Source organism: Halobaculum sp. D14 (assembly GCF_051195135.1).
Taxonomy (GTDB): domain Archaea; phylum Halobacteriota; class Halobacteria; order Halobacteriales; family Haloferacaceae; genus JBNTKA01.
The window spans coordinates 33,139-54,289 of sequence record NZ_JBNTKA010000005.1; the positions used below are offsets into that span (position 1 = coordinate 33,139).

A 21,151-nucleotide genomic window follows, 5' to 3' on the forward strand; every position below is an offset into this window, starting at 1 on the left:
CCGTTCGACCGGCGTACCCGAACGAAATGCGAAGCCGGGACATCCGACGGATCGCAGCGAGCGCCAGCGTCTCGCTGACGGGCGTCGCGCTGGGCGGAATCGTGCTGCAGCACCTGACGGCCGGCCCCGCCGGCGGCGGCGTCGCCGGGGGCGTGCTCGCGGCGTTCGGCTCGCTGCTCGCCGTCGGCTTTCTCGCCGGCGGCTACGCGCTGTACCGGAGCACGATTCAGACCCGGTACGTCCTTCGCGTCGCCGGCTGGAACCTCCTCGGCGTCGTCGCGACGGTCGCGGTGCTCGTCGCCATCTGGCTCTACCAGCAGGTGACCGGCGGCGTCGTCGCGGCGCCGCTGTTCAGCACGGCCATCGTCGTCGGCGTGAGCTCGGCGGCGCACGTCCTCATCGGCGTCAACGACGTCCGCCGGATTCGCGCCGAGGAGCTCGCAGCCCAGCACAAGCAGACGGCGGTCGTCAACCGGTTCGTCCGCCACAACCTCAAGCACGCCGCGCAGATGCTCCTCGCGTGGGGTGACCAGCTCACGGCGAACGCCGCCGACGAGACCAGCGCCGACATCGGCGAGTCGCTCCAGGAGATGGGGGCGGAGCTCAGCGACGTGAACGACCAGGTGAAAAGCATCACGCGGCTGACCGAGTCGGCGTCCGTCGTCCGGGAGGCCGTCGGCCTCGACTCGGTTCTCGGCCCCGCTGTCTCGGCGGTCGAAGCCGCGCATCCGGACGCCGACGTGTCGGTCGTCGGCGACGACTCGGTCACCGTGCTCGCCGGCGACCGGCTGGAGACGGCGTTCCAGGAGGTGCTCGAAAACGGCGTCGAACACGGCGGCGGCGACGTGACCGTCGAAATCGAGACCGCGGCGTCGACGGACGAGGTGACGGTCACGGTCACCGACCGAGGCCCCGGGTTCCCGGAGCTTCAGCGCGAACTCGTCCACGAGAACCGAGCCGAGAGCCCCCTGGAGCACGGAAACGGGCTGGGGCTGTGGCTCGCGCGCTGGATTACCGAGTCGTACGGCGGCACGCTCCGACTCCCGGAGACGCCCGACGGCGCGACCGTCGAGTTCACGCTCGACGGCCGCCGCTGAGCCACCGCAGTGCGCGACGCCGCTCATCGGTGCGACGACGAGTCCGGCCCGGCATCGTTGCTGTCGGGGCTCGCGTCGTCGCTGTCGAGGCTCGTATCGTCGCCGTCTCCGTGCGGCGCCGCGTCGTCCGCCGTGCCGACGAGCGCCGCGTACACGGCTGCCCAGAGCCGGCCGCGCCGGCTGCGGCGTCCGTCCGGGTTCATACGCGGCGGACGAGGTGCGCACGGACGGCACGCTGTGCGTCCAGACAGACGTCGAGCAGCCGCGTGCACGTCGCCAGAACCGGGAACTCCACGGGGAGGTCGGCGTAGAGGTACGACGCGAGCGCCCGGTGGCTGATGCCGGTGCCGGCGCCGCGGTTCGTCGCCGCGGCGAGGAACGACTGGCGGTCGCAGAGCGCCCCCTCACACCGATTTCGGTGGGCCGCGAGCCGCTCGTGGCGGTCGCGGAGCGCGTCGAATCCGAGCGCAGACAGCGGCGTCTCCTCGGCGTCGACGAGCCAGTCCGCGACGTCGGCGACGACGGTTTCGGCGTCGCGGAGCGCGTCGGTTTCCGCCGCCAGCGCCGCGTCCATCACCGAGAGTTCGGCTCGCCGGTCGGCGCTCGCCGCCCGAACCGCCCGCTTCGTTTCCGCGGTGAACTGGCCGGCGGTGTGCGGCGCGAGCGTCGCCGCGAGCTCCGCGCCGAGTTCGGACCGCATCGTCTCCACCAGCGGCTCCGGGTCGTCGACGTCGGCGGTGCTGCACGGACGGACGGTTTCGGCGAACGCCTCGCGCACCGCCTCGCACCGGTCCTCGGCTCGGCCCGGTCCGCCTGCAGCCGTCGCCGTCGCCGCGGTGAATCCGTCGGTGGCCGAAGCGTTGCCCGGCCGGGGGCCGCCGGTCGGCGAGCGGCACGGCGTCTCGCGGACCGTGCGCTCGAACGACTCGTACGCCTCGGTCTTGTCGGCGACGTGGTCCTGTTCGCGCCGAACGCGGTCAAGCGCCTGCTGGACGTGCGTCTCGACGCTCACTCCGCGGACACCTCCGGCGCGCTGACCAGCCCCGCCGGCGCGTCGTCGCCGAGCGCGAGCCTGAAATTCCACGTCGGCGCGGCGGCGCCGGGGTCGAGACACCGGGCGTCCGAAATCGACGGCGTCGCCTCCGGCCGTCGGCGGAGCAGTTCGACCGCGAGCGGCAGCGTCGCGAGCCTGCGGGTCGACCGGCCGAGTTCGTACCCCGACAGCGTCACGGTCCACGAGTCGGCGTCCTGCTCCTCGGTCCCCGACGGGTCGACGGTGTATTCGGCTGCGAGCGCGACGCCGCAGAGCCGTTCGAGCGCGTCCCCGAGCGGGCTGTCGGTCTCGGTCGGCGGCGGGAGGCGCGCGGCGGCGTCCCGGAGCACCGCCGCCTGCGCCGCCGCGTCCAGCCGGCCGGCGAGTTCGCCGGTCAGGCTGTCCAGCAGTTCGAGGCAGAGTTCGTCGGGGTTCTCGGCCGACTCGGCGCGGTCGAGGTACGCGTCCATCACCGCGTCCTCGACGCCGTCGTGGTCCGACTCGGCGACCGTCTCGAACACGGCGGCCGCGATGGTGTGACAGAAGTCGACGAACGACGACCGGTCGGCGCCCGACTCCCGGGAAGCGTTCGGGTACAGATCTGCGTCCGGGTCGCCCGAGCGGGTCCCGCCGACCCGCGTCGACTCGGCGCCCCGGGCTGAATCGGTCCGGTAGCGGTCGCGCCACGCCGAGTCCCGAGCGGCGTTCGTCGCGGACTGCACGACGGACTCGTCGTCGGGGTCCTGACAGACGATGACGTCGTAGTACGGCAGGTGCGGGTCGTAGCGGCGGAGCGTCGCGCGGTACTGCTCGGTCGCCTGCGCGGCCGCCCGCGCCGTTCCGCGGCTGTCGAACCGGAGGCCGTCGGCCGGGACGGGCCGGTCGCCGAACCGGCCGCAGACCAGGTAGTACTCGCCGGACGGCGTCGCCAGCATCTCGATGTGCGCGCGGATGTCCCCGAGCGTCGTTCCGATCATGGATGTGTCGTTGCTTCGGCTCGTGTATCGGTGCGCTACCAGTCGCCGGTGATGACGTCGGCGACCCGCTGTCGGTCGAACAACTGCTCCTCCGCCGGGATTTCCGGGTACGGGCCGGACTCGTAGGTCGGCCACTCGCCGAACTGGGACGGGAACACCTGTTTCGCGGTCATCTCCAGTTGGAACAGGTTCAGAATCGGCCCCTGGTAGCGGGCGCCCTGGGCGTACACGCGGTCGTTCTGGACGGCCGAGAGCTGCTGGCCGACCGGGTCGTCTTCGAGCGCCTCTCTGATGGCTGCCATGTCGGTTCCGGGGTGCATGCCGCCGAGCGAGAGGATGACGTCGGGGTCGGCTTCGAGCAGCGCCTCCATGTCGACCTGGTCGCCGGAGGAGACGTCGTCGCCGAAGGCGTCCCGGAGCCCGAACGGCCGGACGTGCGCGGTGAGGAAACCGGGGGCGTCGACGTTGTAGACGTACGGCTCCGTCGGAGTGCTGAATCCGCCCATAACGACGGTCGGACGGTCCGCTTCGGCCGGCAGCTCCGCCTCGATGGTGGCGAGCAGGTCGTCGTGAATCGCGGCGAGCGCGTCGTACCGGTCCCGCTCGCGGAACACCTGCGCGACCTTCTCGAACAGCTCCCAGAGCGTGTAGTACTCGTACCGGTCGGCGTACTCGTCGGGCGGCGCGGTGTGCCGGTGGCTGAAGTGGTTGCCGAACCACGGCGAGACGTTCTCGCGTATCTCCGCGATGTCGGCCTGACTCCAGCCGTCGAGCGCGAACACGCTCGCCGGGTCCGCGAGGTGGACGTCGCTGTCGAGCTCGTACAGCTTCTCCTTGCTCGGCCGCCACGACGAGTACAGCCCGGACCAGTCGAGCGTGACGCCGTCGAGCCGCGGCGTGAACTGGTTCCACAGCGCGTCGTAGTAGTCTGGGGCGTGCATCGCGTTCACGTCGTTGCCGCGGCCGAGCGCGAACGCCATCCCGGCGAGATGCGTCAGTCGCGTGAACACGGTCTTCGGGACCGATTCGAACTCCACCTCGCCCATCGGCGCCATCGAGACGGTGTAAGAGCCGTCGGAGTCGGACTGCGGCGTCGGCGATTCGGTCGCGGTATCGGCGTTCGTCGCCGTCGCGGATTCCGTCGGCGACGAACCGGCGTCGGCGCTGTCCGTACAGCCGGCGAGGAGGCCGCCGGCGACGACGGCGCCGCCGTACTTGACGTACTCGCGACGCGTCGGCGAGTCGTGTCGTGCGTCGTCTCGTGCCATGCGGATTAGGCTTGCCTAAACACACAAAGCCGTTTCGGTTTTTAGGTTCGCCGAAATCGTGGAGTCGTCACGGAGCACCGCACGAGGGCGAACACGTCCGGTTGAAGTTCGGCCGGAACGCCGGCCGAGAGCAGTGTTCGCTCGAACCGGCGTGTAATTACTAATGGACATAGAATATCGAAGATATACAACCAAAAGTCATATTAGCGGCGCCGGGGTCGCTTCAGGTACGAGCGACACATGGCACACGACACCGACGGATTACTGACGACGCACATCGGAAGTCTGCCGCGGCCACCCGAGCTTCGCGAACTCCTGAAACGGCGGGACGCTGGCGAGGACGTCGACCCGGACGAGTGGGAGCGGGCGGTCGTCGACGCCACCGAGGCCGTCATCGAACGGCAGGCGGACGTCGGCCTCGACGTCATCAACAACGGGGAGCAGCCGCGGGTCTCGTTCAACTGGTACGTCGCGAACCGGCTGTCGGGCATCGGCGGCAGCCGCGAGGCGCCGCTGTGGGACGACCTGCGGGACTACCCGGAGTACGCCGAAACCGAGTTCAAGACCGACGCCATCGACCTGCGGAGCCAGCCCGCCGTCGTCGACGAGGTGGAGTACGTCGGCCGCGATGACGCCGAACAGGAGGTGGAGACGTTCTTCGACCTGCTCGACGAGACCGGCGTCGACTACGAGGACACGTTCATCACGGCCGCCTCCCCCGGCATCGCGGCGACGTCGCTGACGAACGAGCACTACGACTCTCACCGCGAGTTCGTGTTCGCGCTCGCCGACGCGCTCCGCGAGGAGTACGAACTCGTCGCCGACACCGGGGCGACGCTCCAACTCGACGCGCCGGAGCTGCTCGCGTCCGGCCACCGCGGCCCGCAGGACAAGTCGCTCGACACCCTGAAGGGCATCATTCGGCTCCACGTCGACGCCCTGAACGAGGCCGTCAGCGACATCCCGGCCGACCAGCTCCGGCTGCACACCTGCTGGGGGAGCTACGAGGGGCCCCACCACCGCGACGTCGAACTGGTCGACGTGCTCCCGGAGCTGTACGACCTCGACGTCGGCGGCATCAGCATCGAGCAGGCGAATCCGCGCCACCAACACGAGTACCGGGCGTTCGCCGAACACCCGCTGCCGGACGGCTGGGACCTGCTTCCCGGCGTCGTCGACGTGAAGACGAACGTCATCGAGCACCCGGAGACGGTCGCGGACAGACTGGAGCGCGTCGCCGACGCCATCGGCGACCCGACCCGCGTCGTCGCCGCCCCGGACTGCGGCTTCGACACGCAGGCCGGGCTGGCGATGGTCGACCCCGAAATCGCGTGGGCGAAACTGGAATCGCTCGTCGACGGCGCCGAACTCGCCAGCGACCGGCTGTTCTGACGCGGCCACCCCGCCGCTTTCTCTCTGGACGACGAGCACGACGCTCCGACCGCTCGGTCGACGCAGCGACCGGTCAGTCCACGTCCCGACTGGTGCGCGAGCACCCGGCTCGTCCGCGGCGAGGACTTATCCACCGGCGCGGACTACCCCGATTCGATGCGTGGACCGGCCGTCCGCGGCGTCGTGCTCGCCGGCGGGGACAGCACCAGGTTCGGAGCGGCGGACAAGGCGCTCGCCGAGGTCGACGGGGCGGCGATGATTCGGCGCGTCGCCGACGCGGTCGGTGACGCCACCGGCAGCACGCCGCTCGTCGCCGCCGGCGACGACCCCGGGCCGGCGTACCGGGCCGCGCTCCCGGACGCCGGTTTCGTCTCCGACCACGCCGCGTTCGTCGGGCCGCTCGCCGGCGTCGCGGGGGCGGCCCGCGAGGCCGACGCGACGTGGCTCGTCGTCGCCGCCTGCGACATGCCGCGGGTCGACGCCCGAACAGTTCGGTGGCTCGTCGACCGGTGCGAAGGCGGAGAGCCGGGCGCAGACGCGGACGCAGCCGCAGACACACACGCGGCCGCGAACGCCGACGCGGACGCCGTCGTTCCGGTCGACGCCGACGGCGTGGCGCAGCCGCTGTTCGCCTGCTACCGGCGAGACAGCCTGGTTCGGGCGCTCGAAGAAGTCCCGCGGACTGCCGGGCCGCGCGCCCTCCTCGACTCGCTCGCCGCCGCGGTCGTGACGCCCGCGGACGCCCCCGACGGCGTCTCGCTCGACGCCGCGCTCGCGAACGTCAACACGGCCGCAGACCTCGACGGCCTCGACAGCAGCGGCTGCCAGCACAGCGGCGGCGACGACAGCGACGACGACGGGGAACGCTGAACGTCGTCCGAAAACCGGGGGACGCCGGGACGCGGGTTAGGTCCGCGGCGGTTACGCCGACCGGGTCGGGGTGGTGCCGTCGGCGTCGGCGTCGAGGTACTCGCGGGCCGCCTCCCGGATGACGTCCTCGGGGCCGACGACGCACTCGCGCCGGAGGTCCGGGAACTGGCCTTCCAGCATCCGGACGACTTCGCCCTCCATGTCGGCTGCGTCGGCGACGGTTCTGCCCTCCAGGTACTCCGTGATGAGGCTCGCGACCGCGCGGCTCACCGCGCAACTCTGGCTCTCGAAGGCGAGCGCCTCGATGGTGCCGTCGTCGCCGATTTCGACGTGGAACTCGCCTTCGTCGCCGCAGGACGTCTCCTCGGATGACTTCACGAGCGTCGGCTCGGCGAGCCCGCCGCTGTTCCGCGGCTCGTGGTGGTGTTCGTCGACCAGGTCGTGGTACCGGTCCGAGGCGAGCGCGTCGTCGACTTTCGCCGGTGCGTCGACGAGCGCGTCGAGCAGCCGGTCGATCTCGTCCGTCGTGTTGTAGACGTAAAACGACGCGCGGACGGAGCCGGGGATGTCGAGCCGGTCGTGCAGCGGCTGGGTGCAGTGGTCGCCGGCGCGGACGGCGATGCCGCGGTCGTCGAGCAGCGACGAGACGTCGTGGCCGTGGACGCCGTCGACGTTAAACGACACCAGCCCGGTGCGTTCCTCGCCCGCCGGCGGGCCGTAGGTCACGACGTCGTCGCGCTCGGAGAGCCGGTCGAGCGCGTACTGCGCGAGCCGGTCTTCGTGTTCGCGGACCCAGTCCATGCCGAGGTCGTCGAGGTAGTCGACGGCGGCGGCGAGCGCGATGGCCTCCGCAATCGGCGGCGTCCCGGCCTCGAACTTCCACGGCAGCCCGTTCCACGTCGACCGGTCGAACGTGACGTGCTGAATCATCTCGCCGCCGTACAGGAACGGCCCCATCTCGGCCAGCAGGTCGCGGCGGCCGTACAGCCCGCCGATGCCGGTCGGCCCCGCCATCTTGTGGCCGGAGAACGTGAAGAAGTCGGCGCCCATCGCTTCGACGTCGACCGGCCGCGTCGGCGCCGACTGCGCGCCGTCGACCAGCAGCACGGCGCCGGCGTCGTGGGCGAGCTCCGCGAACGTCTCGACGGGGTTGACGGTGCCGAGGACGTTCGAGACGTGCGGCACCGCCACCAGTTCTGTGTCGCCGTCGACGAGCGACTTCGCGTGCTCGACGTCGAGGTGGCCGGTGTCGGTGACGCGGACGAACCGGAGTTCCGCGCCGGTCCGCTCGGCGACCTGCTGCCACGTGACGAGCGACGCGTGGTGCTCCATCTCCGTCGTGACGATGACGTCGTCGGGGCCGAACTCCGGGAGCGCGAGGCCGTGTGCGACGAGGTTGATGCTCTCGGTGGTGTTCCGCGTGAACACCATCTCCTCGCGGCCGCCGGAGGCGCCGACGAACGCGGCGAGCCGGTCGTGGGCGGCCTCGTACGCGACGGACGCCCGGTGGCTCAGCTCGTGGATGCCGCGGTGGACGTTGGCGTTGTAGCCGGCGTAGTACTCCTCGAAGACGTCGTACACCTGCCGCGGCGTCTGCGTCGTCGCGGCGTTGTCGAGGTACGTCAGCGGATGCCCGTTGACGTCCTGGTCGAGAATCGGGAAATCGTCGCGGACAGCGGAGACGTCCGGGGACATACAGCCTGCAAGCCCTCCGACGGGCTTAACAGTTCCCCGACCGCTCAGCCGTGAGAACGAGTCCCGGCCGTCTCCCGCGGCCGCCGCTCCCCGACTGCGGCGGCCGCGGGCGGCGACTCAGTCTTCGGTTCGTAGCGCTCTGACCCGGTCGACGTTCCAGGCGTCGCCCTTGTCGTTCGCGGGCGTCTCGACCACCATCGGTTTGTCGCGGAGCGCGTCGTGGTTGATGAACCGGCGGAAGCCCTCGGCGCCGATTTCGCCGTCACCGACGTGTTCGTGTTCGTCCTTCTCGGAGCCGAGCGGGTGTTTCGAGTCGTTGAGGTGGAGGAACTCGACGTTGTCCCGGCCGACGGTCGCGTCGATTTCGTCGACCAGGTCCGCCATCGACGCCGCGTCGGTGAAGTCGTAGCCGGCGGCGTACAGGTGGCAGGTGTCGAGACAGACGCCGAGGTCGCCGTAGCCGAATTCGGCGGCGTCGACCACGTCGTCGAGCGCGCCGAGGCGCTTGCCGACGGTCGTCCCCTTCCCGGCCGTGTTTTCGAGGAGCACCGTCACGCCGTCCGGGACGTCGAGTTCGGAGAGCCGGTCGCCGACGTTCTCGACGCCGGCGGCCTCGCCGGCGCCGGTGTGGGCGCCGGGGTGGAACACGTAGTACGGGACGCCGAGCGTCGCCGCCGCGTCGAGTTCCGACTGGAGGCAGTCGAGCGACTTCGCGGCGAGGTCGTCGTCCGGCGTCGCGAGGTTGACGAGGTAGGTGCCGTGGACGGCCCACGGGCCGACGTCGCGTTCGTCCGCGGCGTCACGGAACGCCTCCGCGTCGGCGTCGTCGACGTCGCTGACCGCCCAGCCGCGCGGCGACCCGACGAACAGCTGGCCGCAGTTCCCGCCGAGTTCCGCTTCGCGTTCGACGGCGGCGGCGAAGCCGTCGGACATCGAGACGTGCGCGCCGACCCTGAACAGGGTGTGACGTGGCGGCGGCCGGCCGTAAAATGCTGCGGCGGCGCGGCCGCGGTTCCCACTCGGTTGGAACGAGCGGCCGTGGTTTATCCCGGGACGCCGAACCACAGGGTACGATGAACAGTGACGATACCGCGGCGTACGCCTTCGTCTGCCCGGCATGCGGGGAATCGCTCGCGGTGACCGACGCGATGCGGGCGGCGCTGCTCCGGGAGGGCTGCGTCCTCTGCGGCACCGCCGTCACCGACGCGGCGTTCACGGCGTCCCAGCGCGCCGAGACACCGTGACGGCGGCGGCAGCGTCGGTGGCGTCCACGCCTGGTCAGTCGCGCTCGGCGACGAACAGGAACGTCTCGGGTCGGTCGGCGGCGAACTCGACGGTGAACCCCGCCGATTCGACCGCCGTAGCGGCGTCTCCGAGCGCGTAGCGTTCGTCGACCGGCGGGCCGTCGGCGCCGGTGCCGCTGGCCGCCCAGTCGGCGACGACGAGGCGGCCGCCGGGCTTCACGACCCGCGCGAGTTCCGCGCGGGCGTCGTCGCCGGCGAACTCGTGGTACGTCATCGTCGACACCGCGGCGTCGAGGTGGTCGGCTGCGAACGGGAGGTCGGCGACGTCGGCCGTCACCGCTTCGACGTTCTCCGGGAGCCCCTTCTCGCGGTAGTAGTCGTGCATCGCCGCCTGCACGTCGACGGCGTACACCGTCTCGGCGAGCGGCGCGAGGTCGTCGGTGTAAAAGCCGGTGCCGCTGCCGAGGTCGGCGACGGTCTCGTCGCCGTCGGCGTCGACCGCCCAGCAGAGCTCCTCCCGGGAGACGAACCGGTAGCGCCGGGCGGCGTTTTCGAGCCTGTCGGCGCGCGCTGCGTCGAACGTGTGGTGACCCATACCGCGTCGTCGCCGCGGAGCACCGAAACCGTTGTGCGTGCGGTGCGGCGGCGACCCGGCCGCACCGCGACCGCGTCGCGGCTAGTCGTCGGCGCGCGGGAAGTTGTCGATGGTGTCGGCGCGGAACGCGTCCTCGTCGAACTCGTACTCGCCGTCGAAGAAGTCCATCAGCGTCCGGGTGTCCCGCATCGCGTTCTTCAGGCTGGTGGAGGCGCCGGGCGACGGCGTGATGTTGAAGATGACGTCGTCGCCGACGATCTTGGCTTCGCCCATGTCGAGCGACTTCTTCTTCGTGTCGACGATCTGCGGCCGGACGCCGCCGTAGCCGGTCGCCCGTTCGATGTCGTCGAGTTCGGCGCTCGGCACGACCTTCTGGACGTGCGGGAGGAACGCGCGGCGTCCGACCTCCGGGAGGTCGTACACCAGGTTCCGCAGCACGTACGGCAGCAGGATGCGGTCGGCGAGGATGTTGGCGTAGCTGAGGAACGCGGCGACGTTCAGCCCGAACACGTCGAGGAAGTCGCCGACCGTCGAGAGCCGGCCGCGTTCGAGCGTCGGGACGAGTTTCGCGGTCGGCCCGAACCGCGTGATGGACGGGTCGTGGACGTCGGCGTCGCCGTGCACCGCCGCGAACGGGAGCTTCTTCATCTGCAGCGTGTACACTTTCCCGTTCAGGAAGTCGTCCGCGAGGAAGAAGCTCCCGGCGATGGGCAACAGCACCTTGTCCTGGCCGTAGCCGAGCTCTTTCGCCATCTGGAGGCTGTGCGAGCCGGCGGCGACGACCGTGGCGTCGCAGTCGAACTGGCCGTCGGTCGTGGTGAGCGTGTAGCCGTCGTACCCCTTCGTCACGTCCGTCACTTCGGTGGACGTGAAGACGTCGACGTTCGGCTCCTCCGTGGCGTTGTCGACGAGCGACTTCGCGGTCGCGCCGTAGTCGACGACGTAGCCGTCCGGCGTCTGCAGCGCCAGGAGGTCGAGCGACGGGTCGCGGCCCTCAACGACCTTCGGTTCGAGTTCCTCGATTTCGTCGCGCCCGATGGCGCGGAGCTTCGGGAACAGGTCGCCGAACCCTTCGTCGTGGTAGCGGGATTCGAGGGCGTCGACTTCGTCGTCGCCGACGGCGAGCACCATCTTGCTGCGTTTCGCGTGCATCTCCCGGTCGGGGTCGTGGTTCTCGAGGTAGCCGGCGAGGATCTCCGCGCCCTCTTTCACCTTCTCGGCCTTGTCGAGCGTGTAGTTCGTTTCGATGTCCCCGAAGTGGAGCGTCTGCGAGTTGTTCGTGTGATCGGAGTTGATCGCCGCGATCTCCGACTCCTTCTCGACGAGCGCGATCGAGTCGATGTCGGTGAACTTCGCGGTCGTGTACAGCAGCGACGCGCCGCTGATTCCGCCGCCGACGATGACGAGGTCGTATTTCCCAGACATGTGATGAAGTGGTAGGCTCGTCTCGACCACTGCGTTTCATCCGTTAACACTGTTTTTATCGCCGCAGAAGCCCTCGACAATCGCGAGAACCGACATCGACAATCATAGAACCGCGGCGGCAGCGGCGGGCTACTCGACGTCGACGACCCGGACGTCGAAGACGAGCGTCCGCCCGGCGAGTTCGTGGTTGAAGTCCACCTGGACGGCGTCCGCAGACACCGCGGTAACGTCGCCGTGCAGCCCGTTTTGCGCCTCGACGTGCTGGCCGACCGACGGCGGCTCACCGACCATCCCCTCGAACGTCTCCGGGTCGTACTCCCGGACCCGCTCGGGGTCGTACTCGCCGTAGGCGTCCGCCGGCGGCACCGTCACGGTCGCTTCCTCACCCTCGGTCATCCCGACGACCGCCTCGTCGAGGCCGCGGATGACGTCGCCGGCGCCGACAGTGAACGAAATCGGCGCGAACGACGCGTCGGCGTCCGCCGGGACGAGCCCGTGCTCTTCGGCGACCGAGCGGTCGGACGTCGTGAACACGTCGCCGCCCTCGAATCGGCCGACGTATTCGAGTCGGACGTGGTCTCCCGGTTCGATACTCATGGCGTGGCGCTGTGGTCGTGTCCGGTCATGTGTCGTGTGAGCGTGAGTCGGTCTGCGGCCCGTCGCCGCTACTGCTGGAGGTCGTACAGGCGGCGGAACGCGGTCGGCGGGAACCGGAGTTCGACGCGGCTGGGCGGCCGCCCCTGGTCGTTGTCGAGTTCGGACTTGACGCGTTCGATGACGCCGATTTCGGCGAGTTCGTACAGGTACCGCTTGATGGTTCCGGGCGAGAGCGTGACGCCCGGCGCGGCGGCGACGGCCTCCGTGGTCGCGGTCACGGACGCCCGGTCGGTCTCGTCGAGGTCGACGAGCGCGCGCAGCACCGCCTGCCGGTTCTCCGGGAGCGCGAGCACGCGGCCGAGCGACACCGACGGCTGCGGGAGTTCAGCGAGGGCGTCGTCGACGTCCGCCTCGGCGATTCTGGTGCGGTCGCGGTCGTCGGCGCGGACGGCGGCGACGAACAGCGCCGCGAGCGCGTCGTGGGCGTTCCCGTCGGCCCACGCGGCGATTCGCCGCGCCTGCTCGTGGTCGAGCGCGCGGTGTGCCAGCCCGCTCGACGCCCGCGTCATCAGGACGTCCGTGAGCGTCTGCTGGCGGTAGTGCCGGACCGCGACGGTCGTCGCGGTGTACGCGGCGAGTTCGGTCTGTGCCGGCGGGTCGCGGCCGACGGCGAGCCAGCTGACGTTGCTCGGCAGCCCGGCGAACACGTCGACGAGGTCGTCGGTGTCGGCGCTGCCGGGTTCGCCCACGTGGTCGACGGCGACGACCGCGCCGGCGCGGGCCCCGTCGAGTGCGTCGTGGAGCCGGCTGCGGAGTTCGTCGGTGCTGATGCCGTGTTTCGGAACCGACTCCTCGACGAGGCCGTCGAGGACGCCGTGGTACAGCGCGAACGTGCTGGTGGTCGTTCGGGTGTCGAGGTAGACGACGCCCGGGACGCCGGTGGTCGCCGCGCGGGTGCTCGTGTGAATCACCGACTGCGTGCCGGAGGAGAGCGGTTCGAGGTGCGCGAACAGCGCTGTCACCACCGCGGTTTTCCCGGCGCCGGACGGCCCGTGGACGTAGGCGTTCCCCGGCAGGTCGCCGTCGAACACCGGGTCGAGGTGGTCGAGGAGCTGCTCGAAGACGGGGCCGCGGTCGGACGGCTCGTCGATGTGGCCGACCGGCGAGAGCGCGTCGTAGTCCTGGATGAGACGGGACTCACCGGTCCAGCGCTGACGCCGCCGTATCCGTTCGTCGATGTCCATCGAGAGTCAGGCGTCTGTTGGGGACGAGTCGATACTCCGACCCAATAAGGGCCGTGTTATCGGCACTGATGGCGAGACGCCGGCGGCGAGCCGGGCGCCGTCGCGGCGTCGACGGCGACCGAGAGCGGGGCGGCCGCGGCGGGCGCCCCTGCGGAGCCGCCCCGGCCCCCGTGTGCGCTGCACGGCTACAGCGAGAGGTAGCCGGCGTTCGGGAGGACCCCGGCCAGCGAGAGGACGCCGACCAGCAGCATCATGAGCATGATCGCCATCGCCGGCGGGTCGACGTGCGTCCCGGAGTGCGAGTAGAACACGCGCTGGGTGAGTTCGCCGAGCAGCCCGCTGAGTCCGCCGAACGCGCCGGCGACGAGCAGCACGACCGGGTCGCTGCCGACGACGGGCATCGCGACGATGGCGCCGACCGACCCGAGCAGCGTCATGTGGTGTGTCACCGGAATCTTCTCGACGCCGAGGTTCAAGAACAGCAGGCTCATCGCGGAGATGGCGTAGCCGAGGAAGATGCTCCCGGTCTTCAGCCAGATGAAGCCGCTGAGTATCCCGGCGACGACGCCGACCGTCGCGACCCCCGACCACTTGTACTGGTGCGGGAGCCACGGCTCGATGGCGAGCCGCGCCGACGGTTCGGCGCCGCCGTCGGGCAGGGGGCGTTTCTCGTCGCGCTCGAACGGCGTCATGTCGAGGACGTTCGTCCCGGCGACCTTCCCGACGAGCGGGTAGCCGAAGGCGAGGCGCGCGACGAACGCGGTGGCGACGACCGACAGCGCGATGTTGTCCGTCGGCACGCCGACGCCGCTGGCGACCCGGGTGACGAGCATGCCGAGCGCGCCGAAAACGGCGCCGACCGCGAGGATGTCCGGTTTCGTCCCGAAGGCGTAGCCGATGTTCTTCCCGAAGTGGAAGTCCCAGCCGTCGGGCTCCATCTCCGGGTAGCGCTTGCCGGCGTAGGCGGTGGCGGCGACGCCGCCGGCGAAGGCGACGTGCGGCCCGGTCACCATCCCGAACCCGATGGTTCCGGTGACGCCGGTCGCGATTTCGCCGACCGGAATCGCGTCGAGGCCGCCGAGTTGGCGCTGCAGAATCCCGAGGCCTTCGCCGAGGAAGACGACGAAGCCGGTGAAGATGAACGACGGGAGCGCGCCGAGGGCGGCGCCGAACGCGCCGCCGGCGAGCGCCGCGATGAGCAGCACGGCGAACTGCTCCCAGCCGAGGCCGATGACGGGGACCTGCACGAGGAGTCCGTTCATGGATTACTCCTCCTGCGCCCAGTCGAGCGAGCGTTCGACGGCGTCGCCCCAGCGGTCGTACCGCTCGTCGACGTCTTCGGGGTCCGCCTTCGGCTCGAACTCCCGGTCGATCTGCCAGTTCTCGCGGAGGTCGTCGATGGAGTCCCAGTAGCCCGTGGCGAGCCCGGCGGCGTACGCGGAGCCGAGCGCAGTGGTCTCGTCGACCTCGGGGCGAACCACTTCGGTCTGGAGGATGTCCGCTTGCAGCTGACAGAGGAAGTTGTTCTTGACGGCGCCGCCGTCCACGCGAATCGACGTGGTTTCGACGCCGGAGTCCGCCTCCATCGCCTCGACGACGTCGCGGGTCTGGTAGGCGATGGATTCGAGCGTCGCGCGGACGATGTGGCCCTTCCCGGTACCGCGGGTCATGCCGACGATGGTGCCGCGGGCGCGGCCGTCCCAGTGCGGCGCGCCGAGCCCCGTGAACGCCGGGACGACGTAGACGCCGTCCGTGGAGTCGACCGACTTCGCGATTTCGGCGGTCTGAGCGGCGTTGTTGATGAGGTCGACGTCTTCGAGCCACTCGATGGCGGCGCCGGTGATGAAGATGGAGCCTTCGAGGGCGTACTGTACCGGTTCGCCGGACCGCTGGAAGCCGATGGTCGTGAGGAGGCCGTGGTCGGAGGAGACGGCTTTCGTGCCGGTGTTCATCAGGTAGAACGAGCCGGTGCCGTAGGTGTTCTTCGCGTCGCCCTCGTCGAAGCAGGTCTGTCCGAACAGCGCGGCCTGCTGGTCGCCGAGCGCGCCGGCGACCGGGACTTCGGCGCCGAGGAAGCCGTCCGGATCGGTCGTGCCGTAGTAGTCCTCGTCCGAGGACGGCCGGACCTCCGGGAGCATGCTCTCGGGGACGTCGAACTCCGCGAGCAGTTCGTCGTCCCACTCCAGGTCGCGGACGTTGTACAGCATTGTCCGGGAGGCGTTCGTGACGTCCGTGATGTGGTTGCCGGTGAGGTTGTCGATGAGCCAGGCGTCCATCGTCCCCATCCGGAGTTCGCCGTCTTCGGCGCGCTCGCGGAGGTTCTGCGTCCGGGAGCTGCTTAGTTTCAGCGGCTCGGCGTTGTCGAGAATCCACTCGACTTTCGTGGCGGAGAAGTACGCGTCGGCTTCGAGGCCGGTCTTCTCGCGGATCCACTCGACTTTGTCTTCGGCCTGCAGCTGCTCGACGCGGTCGGTCGTCCGGCGGTCCTGCCAGACGAGCGCGTTGTGGACGGGCTTTCCGGTCTCGGCGTCCCAGACGACCGTGGTTTCGCGCTGGTTCGTGATTCCGAGCGCGTCGAGCTGGTCGGCGTCGATGCCGGCGCCGTCGAGCGCGCGCTCGACGACGGCTTTGGTGTTTTCGAGAACCTCGATGGGGTCGTGTTCGACCCAGCCTGGTTCCGGATAGATCTGTTCGTGCTTCTCGTAGGCGTTCGCGACGGCCTGCCCCGCGTGGTCGAAGACCATGAACCGGGTGCCGGTCGTCCCTTGGTCGATTGCGCCGACGTACGTGTCTGACATTGTGCTGAGTGCTCCGTGGTCCAGGCAGGATTTTTACTGAAACACCCTGCCCCTGAGTATACAATAGAATAGTTCATTATAAATCTTGCTGGTGGGCCACAGGCGCTCTGCGCCATCCGCTCGCCCGTTGGAACGCCCGTCGACTGCCACGAGACGTTTCAGGCCGGCGGCCGGCTCGATTTCGGCACGCCGCCCAGGTCGGGGCTGCGTTCCGGGACGAGTAAAGAGTTTATCGACGACTTCGACGTGGTGGTAAACATGAAGTGGGTGGCGGCTGAATCACGGACGACAGAGAGATGGGAACGACACCACACATCGTGGTCATCGGCGGGGGGTCGACGGGGGCCGGGACCGCACGGGACCTCGCGATGCGGGGGCTGGACGTCACCCTCGTCGAGCAGGGGAACCTCACGCACGGGACGACCGGGCGGATGCACGGGCTGCTCCACAGCGGCGGCCGGTACGCGGTCTCCGACCAGGCGAGCGCCGCCGAGTGCATCGAGGAGAACCGGGTGCTCCGGGACATCGCGAGCCACTGCGTCGAGATGACCGGCGGCCTGTTCGTGAAACGCCCCGAGGACTCCGAGGCGTACTTCCAGAAGAAGCTCGACGGGTGCCGCGAGTGCGGCATCCCCGCCGAAGTCATCTCCGGCGCGGAGGCGCGCGAGATGGAGCCGCATCTCGCGGCGGACGTCGACAAGGCCATCACGGTCCCGGACGGCGCCATCGACCCGTTCCGGCTCGTCGCCGCCAACGCCGCCAGCGCGGAGAACCACGGCGCGCGCATCGAGACGCACACCACCGTCACCGACCTGGTCGTCAAGGACGGCGACGTCGTCGGCGTCGAAGTCGAGCACGAATCCGGCCCCGGCAAGCGCGTCCACGGCACCGCCGGCGGCACCGAGCAGATCCGCGCCGACCACGTCGTCAACGCCACCGGTGCGTGGGCGGGCCACATCGGCGACATGGCCGGCGTCGACATCGAAGTCCGGCCGTCGAAGGGCGTCATGACCATCATGAACGTCCGGCAGGTCGACACCGCCATCAACCGCTGCCGCCCGAAGGGCGACGCGGACATCGTCGTTCCCCACGAGACCACCGCCATCCTCGGAACCACCGACGAGGAGGTGGACGACCCCGAGGACTACCCGGAGGAGCAGTGGGAGGTCGACCGGATGATAGACACGCTCGCAGAGCTCATCCCGATGCTGTCGGAGGCCAGAACAATCCGGTCGTTCTGGGGGGTGCGGCCGCTGTACGAACCGCCGGACGTCGGCAGCACCGACCCGACCGACATCACGCGCGACTTCTTCTTGCTCGACCACGCCGACCGCGACGGCCTCGGTGGCATGACCAGCATCGTCGGCGGCAAGCTCACCACCTACCGGATGATGGCCGAGTCCATCAGCGACCACGTCTGCGACGTCGTCGGCGTCGACGCCGACTGCCGCACCGCCGACGAGCCGCTCCCCGGCAGCGAGGAGTTCTCGGTGCTCCGCGACTACATGGACGAGTTCGGGCTGCGCTCCCCAATCGGCCGGCGGAGCGTCGAGCGGCTCGGCTCCCGCGCCGACGACGTGCTCGACACGGACGCGCCGAACCCGACGGTCTGCGACTGCGAAGGCGTGACGCGCGCCGAGATACGGGACGCCGTCGAGACCGCCGGCTCGGACCTCAACGCCGTCCGCATCCGGACGCGGGCGTCGATGGGGAACTGCCAGGGCGGGTTCTGCTGTCACCGGCTGGCGAACGAACTGCACGCCGAGTACGACGAGCCGACCGTGCGCGCGGCGTGGAACGAACTGCTCGCGGAGCGCTGGAAGGGCCAGCGGCACGCGCTGTGGGGCGAACAGCTCTCGCAGGCGATGCTGAACTACGCGCTGCACGCCACGACGCAGAACCGCGACCGCGACCCGGCGAGCGACGGCGACGGCGTCGACTTCGGCGCGTTCGACGCCGGGCCGGACGCCGACGCCGATGCGGGGAGCCGCGGGGGCGACGCCGGGCGGCGCGGCGCCGCGGCAGACGGGGGTGCGCGCGGTGGCGATTGAGTCGGAGGTGCTCGTCGTCGGCGGCGGCCTCGCCGGCCTGACCAGCGCGCTCGCGGCGGCGCGCGCCGGCGCGGACGTCCGGCTGCTCTCGTACAAGCAGAGCACGCTCCGGAACGCCTCGGGGCTCGTCGACGTGCTCGGCTACACGCCCGACGGCGACGGGCCGCTCGCCGACCCGTACGCTGCGTTCGACGCGCTCCCGAACAGCCACCCGTACAGCGTCGTCGGCGAGGAGACGACGCGGGACGCGATGGCGCTGTTCGACGACGTCGCGACCGCCTACCGCGGCGGCCACACGGACCGGAACGCGCTCGTCCCGACCCACGGCGGGACGGTGAAGCCGACGGCGCGGTACCCGGCGGGCGCCGCAGCCGGAGTCGCGAGCGCGACCGAGGACATGCTGCTCGTCGGCTTCGAGACGTTCGTCGACTTCGACGCCGAGCGCGCCGCGCCGCACCTCGAAGCCGCCGGCGTCCCGTTCGGCGTCCGCGGCGTCACGGTCCCGTTCCCCGGGTCGCTCCGGGCGGACGCGAAGGTGACGCGGTACGCGAAGCTGCTCGACCAGGACGCCGCGGTCGAGACGGACCGCGGGACGGAGGGCGCACGAGCCGCGCTCGCCGCCCGCGTCGAACCGCACCTCGACGGCGAGGGCCGCGTCGGCTTCCCGGCGGTCCTCGGCCATCAGGCGGCCGCCGCGGTGCGAGACGACCTGTCGGCCGCGCTCGGCGCGGACGTGTTCGAGGTGCCGGCGGGGCCGCCGTCGCTCCCCGGGCTCCGCCTCGAAGACGCGCTGTTCGACGCGCTCGACGACGCCGGCGTCAGCGTCGAAACCGGAAACCCGGTCGTGGACTACGACGGCGACGACCGCGTCGAGACGGTGTACGTCGACAAGAACGGCGCGAAAATCCCGAACGCCGCCGACCAGTACGTCCTCGCCACCGGCGGCCTCGTCGGGAAGGGCGTCGAGTCGAACCGGGTCGGCGTCTCGGAGCCGATTTTCGACTGCCACGTCCCGCACAGCGACGACCGGTACGACTGGTTCGACGACGACGCGTTCGGCGACCACCGGTTCGCACGGTTCGGCGTCCCGACCGACGACGCGCTCCGCCCGGTCACGGCGGACGGCGACCCCGAGTTCGGTAATCTCCGGGCGGCCGGCTCGGTTCTCGGCGGCTACGACTTCGCCGCCGAGAAGTCCGGCGGCGGCGTCTCGATAGCGACGGGCTACGCGGCGGGCCGCGGCGCCGCACAGGAGGCACGATGAGCGACACAGAATCCCCACCGACGGAGTTCGAGCCAGCCGAATCGTCCGCGACCGAGGAGTTCGAGCCGGTCGAGGTGTTCCCCGACAGCGACGCGTTCGACCTGCGGCCGGGAGCCGACTCCTGTTACAAGTGTTCGACCTGCGACACCAACTGCCCGGTCGCCGCCGTCGACGACGACTTCCCCGGCCCGAAGTTCCAGGGGCCCGAGCAGTGGCGGCTGAAGCAGTCCGACGACGACCACGAAATCGACGACTCCGTGATGGACTGCTCGAACTGCATGCGGTGTGACAACGCCTGCCCGTCGGGCGTCCCGCTGTCGCAGATGCACAACACGGCGCGCGGCTCGTACGTCAGCGAACAGCAGTCGAAGCTCTCGCGGACGTACTGGCGGAACCGCATCCTGGCGAACTACCGGTCGTCGGCGTGGCTCGCCAGCAAGGTGCCGCGGCTCGCGAACGCCGTCACGAACTTCGGGCCGGCGCGCTGGCTGCTCGAAAAGACGATGGGCGTTACAAGCGAACGCGAGTTCCCGTCGTTCGCCACCGAAACCTTCCGGGAATGGTGGGCGTCGAAGGGCGGCGCCGACGGGTCTCGCGAGCGCGCCCGCGAGAACAGAGCGCGCCGCGGACTGCCCCGCGACGCCGACCGGAAAGTCGCGTACTTCCACGGCTGTTACGCGAACTACAACACGCCGGAGGTCGGGAAGGCGATGGTCCGGGTGTTCGAGGAGTTCGGCTACGAAATCGTCGTGCCCGAGCAGGGCTGCTCCGGGACGCCGATGTTCGCGAACGGGATGCTCGACGACGCGCGCCGGCACGCCGAAGTCACCGTGTCGTCGATGTCCGACCTGGTCGAGGAGGGGTACAACGCCATCGCGTCGTGCACCTCGTGTTCGATGGCGCTCCGGCAGGAGTACCCCGAGCTGTTCGACGTCGACGGCATCGACGACGTCGCCGCGAACACCTTCGAGTCCGTCGAGTACCTCCGCATCCACGAGGACCTGAAGGGGGAGCTCGCGGACGCCGACGTCGACGACGAACTCGCCGCGGAGTTCGCGTACCACGCGCCGTGTCACGCCCGGAATCAGGGGCTCGACCGCCAGGCGGTCGAACTGTTCGGCGAACTCGACGGCGTCGGCGTCGAGGACGTCGGCGACTCCTGTTCGGGCATCTCCGGGACGTACGGCTGGAAGGACGAGAAGTACGAGACGTCGATGAAGATCGGCGCCGACATGTTCGACCACATGGAGGCCGCAGACGGCGACACCGGGATGACGGAGTGCCCCACCTGCGCGATGCAGATGGAGCACGGCACCGGCTACGAGGTCCGCCACCCGCTGGAACTGCTCGAAACGGCGGTGGTCGAATGACCCGCCTCGCGCTCATCGCACACGACGACGAGAAGCCGGAGATGGTCGAACTGGTGCGGCGTCACGAGGCGCTGCTCGACGGGTTCGACCTCGTCGCGACGGGGACGACCGGAAAGCGCATCGGCGCGGAGACGTCGCTGTCCGTCGAGCGGAAGCAGTCAGGGCCGCTCGGCGGCGACCTGATGATCGGCGCCGAGGTCGCCGAGGGGCTGCTGGACGGCGTCGTCTTCC

Annotated in this window: 20 protein-coding genes; 8 read left to right on the forward strand and 12 right to left on the reverse strand. The window is 70.2% G+C overall.

The features are described from left to right. Positions 1-26 precede the first annotated feature (26 nt). Positions 27-1,097, forward strand: a complete 1,071-nt coding sequence (locus tag ACQUST_RS14070; protein WP_435129894.1) for a sensor histidine kinase — start codon at positions 27-29, stop codon at positions 1,095-1,097. A gap of 23 nt (positions 1,098-1,120) precedes the next feature. Here ACQUST_RS14070 and ACQUST_RS14075 read toward each other — a convergent pair whose 3' ends face one another. The 4 genes from ACQUST_RS14075 to ACQUST_RS14090 are packed head-to-tail and all read right to left on the reverse strand — an operon-like array spanning position 1,121 to position 4,375. After that, on the reverse strand, positions 1,121-1,300 hold the full coding sequence (locus ACQUST_RS14075) for a hypothetical protein (RefSeq protein WP_435129897.1): 180 nt from the start codon (positions 1,298-1,300) through the stop codon (positions 1,121-1,123). Next, positions 1,297-2,109, reverse strand: a complete 813-nt coding sequence (locus tag ACQUST_RS14080) for a DUF7260 family protein (protein ID WP_435129900.1) — start codon at positions 2,107-2,109, stop codon at positions 1,297-1,299. Before ACQUST_RS14080 ends, ACQUST_RS14075 begins: the two co-directional genes overlap by 4 nt. Then, positions 2,106-3,107, reverse strand: coding sequence for a DUF7551 domain-containing protein (locus tag ACQUST_RS14085; RefSeq protein WP_435129903.1), 1,002 nt, complete (start codon positions 3,105-3,107; stop codon positions 2,106-2,108). Before ACQUST_RS14085 ends, ACQUST_RS14080 begins: the two co-directional genes overlap by 4 nt. 35 nt (positions 3,108-3,142) lie before the next feature. Beyond that, positions 3,143-4,375 carry an ABC transporter substrate-binding protein gene (locus ACQUST_RS14090; RefSeq protein WP_435129906.1) on the reverse strand — a complete coding sequence of 411 codons (1,233 nt, stop codon included), beginning with the start codon at positions 4,373-4,375 and terminating at the stop codon, positions 3,143-3,145. Positions 4,376-4,615: 240 nt separating this feature from the next. Between ACQUST_RS14090 and ACQUST_RS14095 the strand changes: the two genes are divergently transcribed. Together ACQUST_RS14095 and ACQUST_RS14100 are read left to right on the forward strand one after the other, a co-directional pair. Then, a complete protein-coding gene (locus ACQUST_RS14095; protein ID WP_435129909.1) occupies positions 4,616-5,767 on the forward strand; it encodes a methionine synthase in 1,152 nt (383 codons plus the stop codon). A gap of 156 nt (positions 5,768-5,923) precedes the next feature. Further along, a complete protein-coding gene (locus ACQUST_RS14100; RefSeq protein ID WP_435129912.1) occupies positions 5,924-6,637 on the forward strand; it encodes a molybdenum cofactor guanylyltransferase in 714 nt (237 codons plus the stop codon). 51 nt (positions 6,638-6,688) lie between these two features. Here ACQUST_RS14100 and ACQUST_RS14105 read toward each other — a convergent pair whose 3' ends face one another. Then, positions 6,689-8,332 (reverse strand): SufS family cysteine desulfurase, encoded by a 1,644-nt coding sequence (locus ACQUST_RS14105; RefSeq protein ID WP_435129915.1) that lies wholly within the window; start codon positions 8,330-8,332, stop codon positions 6,689-6,691. 117 nt (positions 8,333-8,449) lie between these two features. Continuing rightward, a complete protein-coding gene (locus ACQUST_RS14110) occupies positions 8,450-9,292 on the reverse strand; it encodes a deoxyribonuclease IV (protein ID WP_435130077.1) in 843 nt (280 codons plus the stop codon). A gap of 113 nt (positions 9,293-9,405) precedes the next feature. Here ACQUST_RS14110 and ACQUST_RS14115 point away from each other — a divergent pair, with 113 nt between their 5' ends. After that, positions 9,406-9,576 (forward strand): DUF7560 family zinc ribbon protein, encoded by a 171-nt coding sequence (locus ACQUST_RS14115; RefSeq protein WP_435129918.1) that lies wholly within the window; start codon positions 9,406-9,408, stop codon positions 9,574-9,576. 34 nt (positions 9,577-9,610) lie between these two features. Here ACQUST_RS14115 and ACQUST_RS14120 read toward each other — a convergent pair whose 3' ends face one another. The 6 genes from ACQUST_RS14120 to glpK form a co-directional block, all read right to left on the reverse strand. After that, a complete protein-coding gene (locus ACQUST_RS14120) occupies positions 9,611-10,171 on the reverse strand; it encodes a class I SAM-dependent methyltransferase (protein WP_435129921.1) in 561 nt (186 codons plus the stop codon). Between the two features lie 81 nt (positions 10,172-10,252). Continuing rightward, positions 10,253-11,596, reverse strand: a complete 1,344-nt coding sequence (locus ACQUST_RS14125) for an FAD-dependent oxidoreductase (RefSeq protein ID WP_435129924.1) — start codon at positions 11,594-11,596, stop codon at positions 10,253-10,255. Positions 11,597-11,725: 129 nt separating this feature from the next. After that, positions 11,726-12,193: an FKBP-type peptidyl-prolyl cis-trans isomerase gene (locus tag ACQUST_RS14130; protein ID WP_435129927.1), complete on the reverse strand. Its 468-nt coding sequence runs from the start codon at positions 12,191-12,193 to the stop codon at positions 11,726-11,728. A gap of 68 nt (positions 12,194-12,261) precedes the next feature. Next, positions 12,262-13,437, reverse strand: a complete 1,176-nt coding sequence (locus tag ACQUST_RS14135) for a Cdc6/Cdc18 family protein (RefSeq protein ID WP_435129930.1) — start codon at positions 13,435-13,437, stop codon at positions 12,262-12,264. A gap of 185 nt (positions 13,438-13,622) precedes the next feature. Beyond that, positions 13,623-14,699, reverse strand: a complete 1,077-nt coding sequence (locus ACQUST_RS14140; RefSeq protein ID WP_435129933.1) for a hypothetical protein — start codon at positions 14,697-14,699, stop codon at positions 13,623-13,625. A 3-nt stretch (positions 14,700-14,702) separates the two neighbouring features. Further along, positions 14,703-16,235, reverse strand: a complete 1,533-nt coding sequence (gene glpK, locus ACQUST_RS14145; protein WP_435129936.1) for a glycerol kinase GlpK — start codon at positions 16,233-16,235, stop codon at positions 14,703-14,705. 296 nt (positions 16,236-16,531) lie between these two features. Here glpK and glpA point away from each other — a divergent pair, with 296 nt between their 5' ends. From glpA to ACQUST_RS14165, 4 genes are all read left to right on the forward strand, one after another. Continuing rightward, entirely contained in the window at positions 16,532-18,286 is a 1,755-nt protein-coding gene (gene glpA / locus ACQUST_RS14150) for an anaerobic glycerol-3-phosphate dehydrogenase subunit GlpA (RefSeq protein ID WP_435129939.1), read from the forward strand. Beyond that, positions 18,276-19,550 carry a glycerol-3-phosphate dehydrogenase subunit GlpB gene (gene glpB / locus ACQUST_RS14155; protein ID WP_435129942.1) on the forward strand — a complete coding sequence of 425 codons (1,275 nt, stop codon included), beginning with the start codon at positions 18,276-18,278 and terminating at the stop codon, positions 19,548-19,550. The genes glpA and glpB overlap by 11 nt, the downstream gene beginning before the upstream one ends. After that, the gene (locus ACQUST_RS14160; protein ID WP_435129945.1) at positions 19,547-20,920 is read left to right on the forward strand and encodes an anaerobic glycerol-3-phosphate dehydrogenase subunit C; all 1,374 of its coding nucleotides are present in this window, start codon (positions 19,547-19,549) and stop codon (positions 20,918-20,920) included. Before glpB ends, ACQUST_RS14160 begins: the two co-directional genes overlap by 4 nt. Then, positions 20,917-21,151: methylglyoxal synthase (locus ACQUST_RS14165; protein ID WP_435129948.1), on the forward strand; the 235-nt coding region annotated here is incomplete at its 3' end. The genes ACQUST_RS14160 and ACQUST_RS14165, both read left to right, overlap by 4 nt.

What these genes read in the sequence shown, in the direction of transcription:
- ACQUST_RS14070 (WP_435129894.1), top strand. Translation starts at nt 27, where the DNA reads ATGCGAAGCCGGGACATCCGACGGATCGCAGCGAGCGCCAGCGTCTCG.
- ACQUST_RS14075 (WP_435129897.1), bottom strand. Translation starts at nt 1,300, where the DNA reads ATGAACCCGGACGGACGCCGCAGCCGGCGCGGCCGGCTCTGGGCAGCC.
- ACQUST_RS14085 (WP_435129903.1), bottom strand. Translation starts at nt 3,107, where the DNA reads ATGATCGGAACGACGCTCGGGGACATCCGCGCGCACATCGAGATGCTG.
- ACQUST_RS14090 (WP_435129906.1), bottom strand. Translation starts at nt 4,375, where the DNA reads ATGGCACGAGACGACGCACGACACGACTCGCCGACGCGTCGCGAGTAC.
- ACQUST_RS14095 (WP_435129909.1), top strand. Translation starts at nt 4,616, where the DNA reads ATGGCACACGACACCGACGGATTACTGACGACGCACATCGGAAGTCTG.
- ACQUST_RS14100 (WP_435129912.1), top strand. Translation starts at nt 5,924, where the DNA reads ATGCGTGGACCGGCCGTCCGCGGCGTCGTGCTCGCCGGCGGGGACAGC.
- ACQUST_RS14105 (WP_435129915.1), bottom strand. Translation starts at nt 8,332, where the DNA reads ATGTCCCCGGACGTCTCCGCTGTCCGCGACGATTTCCCGATTCTCGAC.
- ACQUST_RS14115 (WP_435129918.1), top strand. Translation starts at nt 9,406, where the DNA reads ATGAACAGTGACGATACCGCGGCGTACGCCTTCGTCTGCCCGGCATGC.
- ACQUST_RS14120 (WP_435129921.1), bottom strand. Translation starts at nt 10,171, where the DNA reads ATGGGTCACCACACGTTCGACGCAGCGCGCGCCGACAGGCTCGAAAAC.
- ACQUST_RS14125 (WP_435129924.1), bottom strand. Translation starts at nt 11,596, where the DNA reads ATGTCTGGGAAATACGACCTCGTCATCGTCGGCGGCGGAATCAGCGGC.
- ACQUST_RS14130 (WP_435129927.1), bottom strand. Translation starts at nt 12,193, where the DNA reads ATGAGTATCGAACCGGGAGACCACGTCCGACTCGAATACGTCGGCCGA.
- ACQUST_RS14135 (WP_435129930.1), bottom strand. Translation starts at nt 13,437, where the DNA reads ATGGACATCGACGAACGGATACGGCGGCGTCAGCGCTGGACCGGTGAG.
- ACQUST_RS14140 (WP_435129933.1), bottom strand. Translation starts at nt 14,699, where the DNA reads ATGAACGGACTCCTCGTGCAGGTCCCCGTCATCGGCCTCGGCTGGGAG.
- glpK (WP_435129936.1), bottom strand. Translation starts at nt 16,235, where the DNA reads ATGTCAGACACGTACGTCGGCGCAATCGACCAAGGGACGACCGGCACC.
- glpA (WP_435129939.1), top strand. Translation starts at nt 16,532, where the DNA reads ATGGGAACGACACCACACATCGTGGTCATCGGCGGGGGGTCGACGGGG.
- ACQUST_RS14160 (WP_435129945.1), top strand. Translation starts at nt 19,547, where the DNA reads ATGAGCGACACAGAATCCCCACCGACGGAGTTCGAGCCAGCCGAATCG.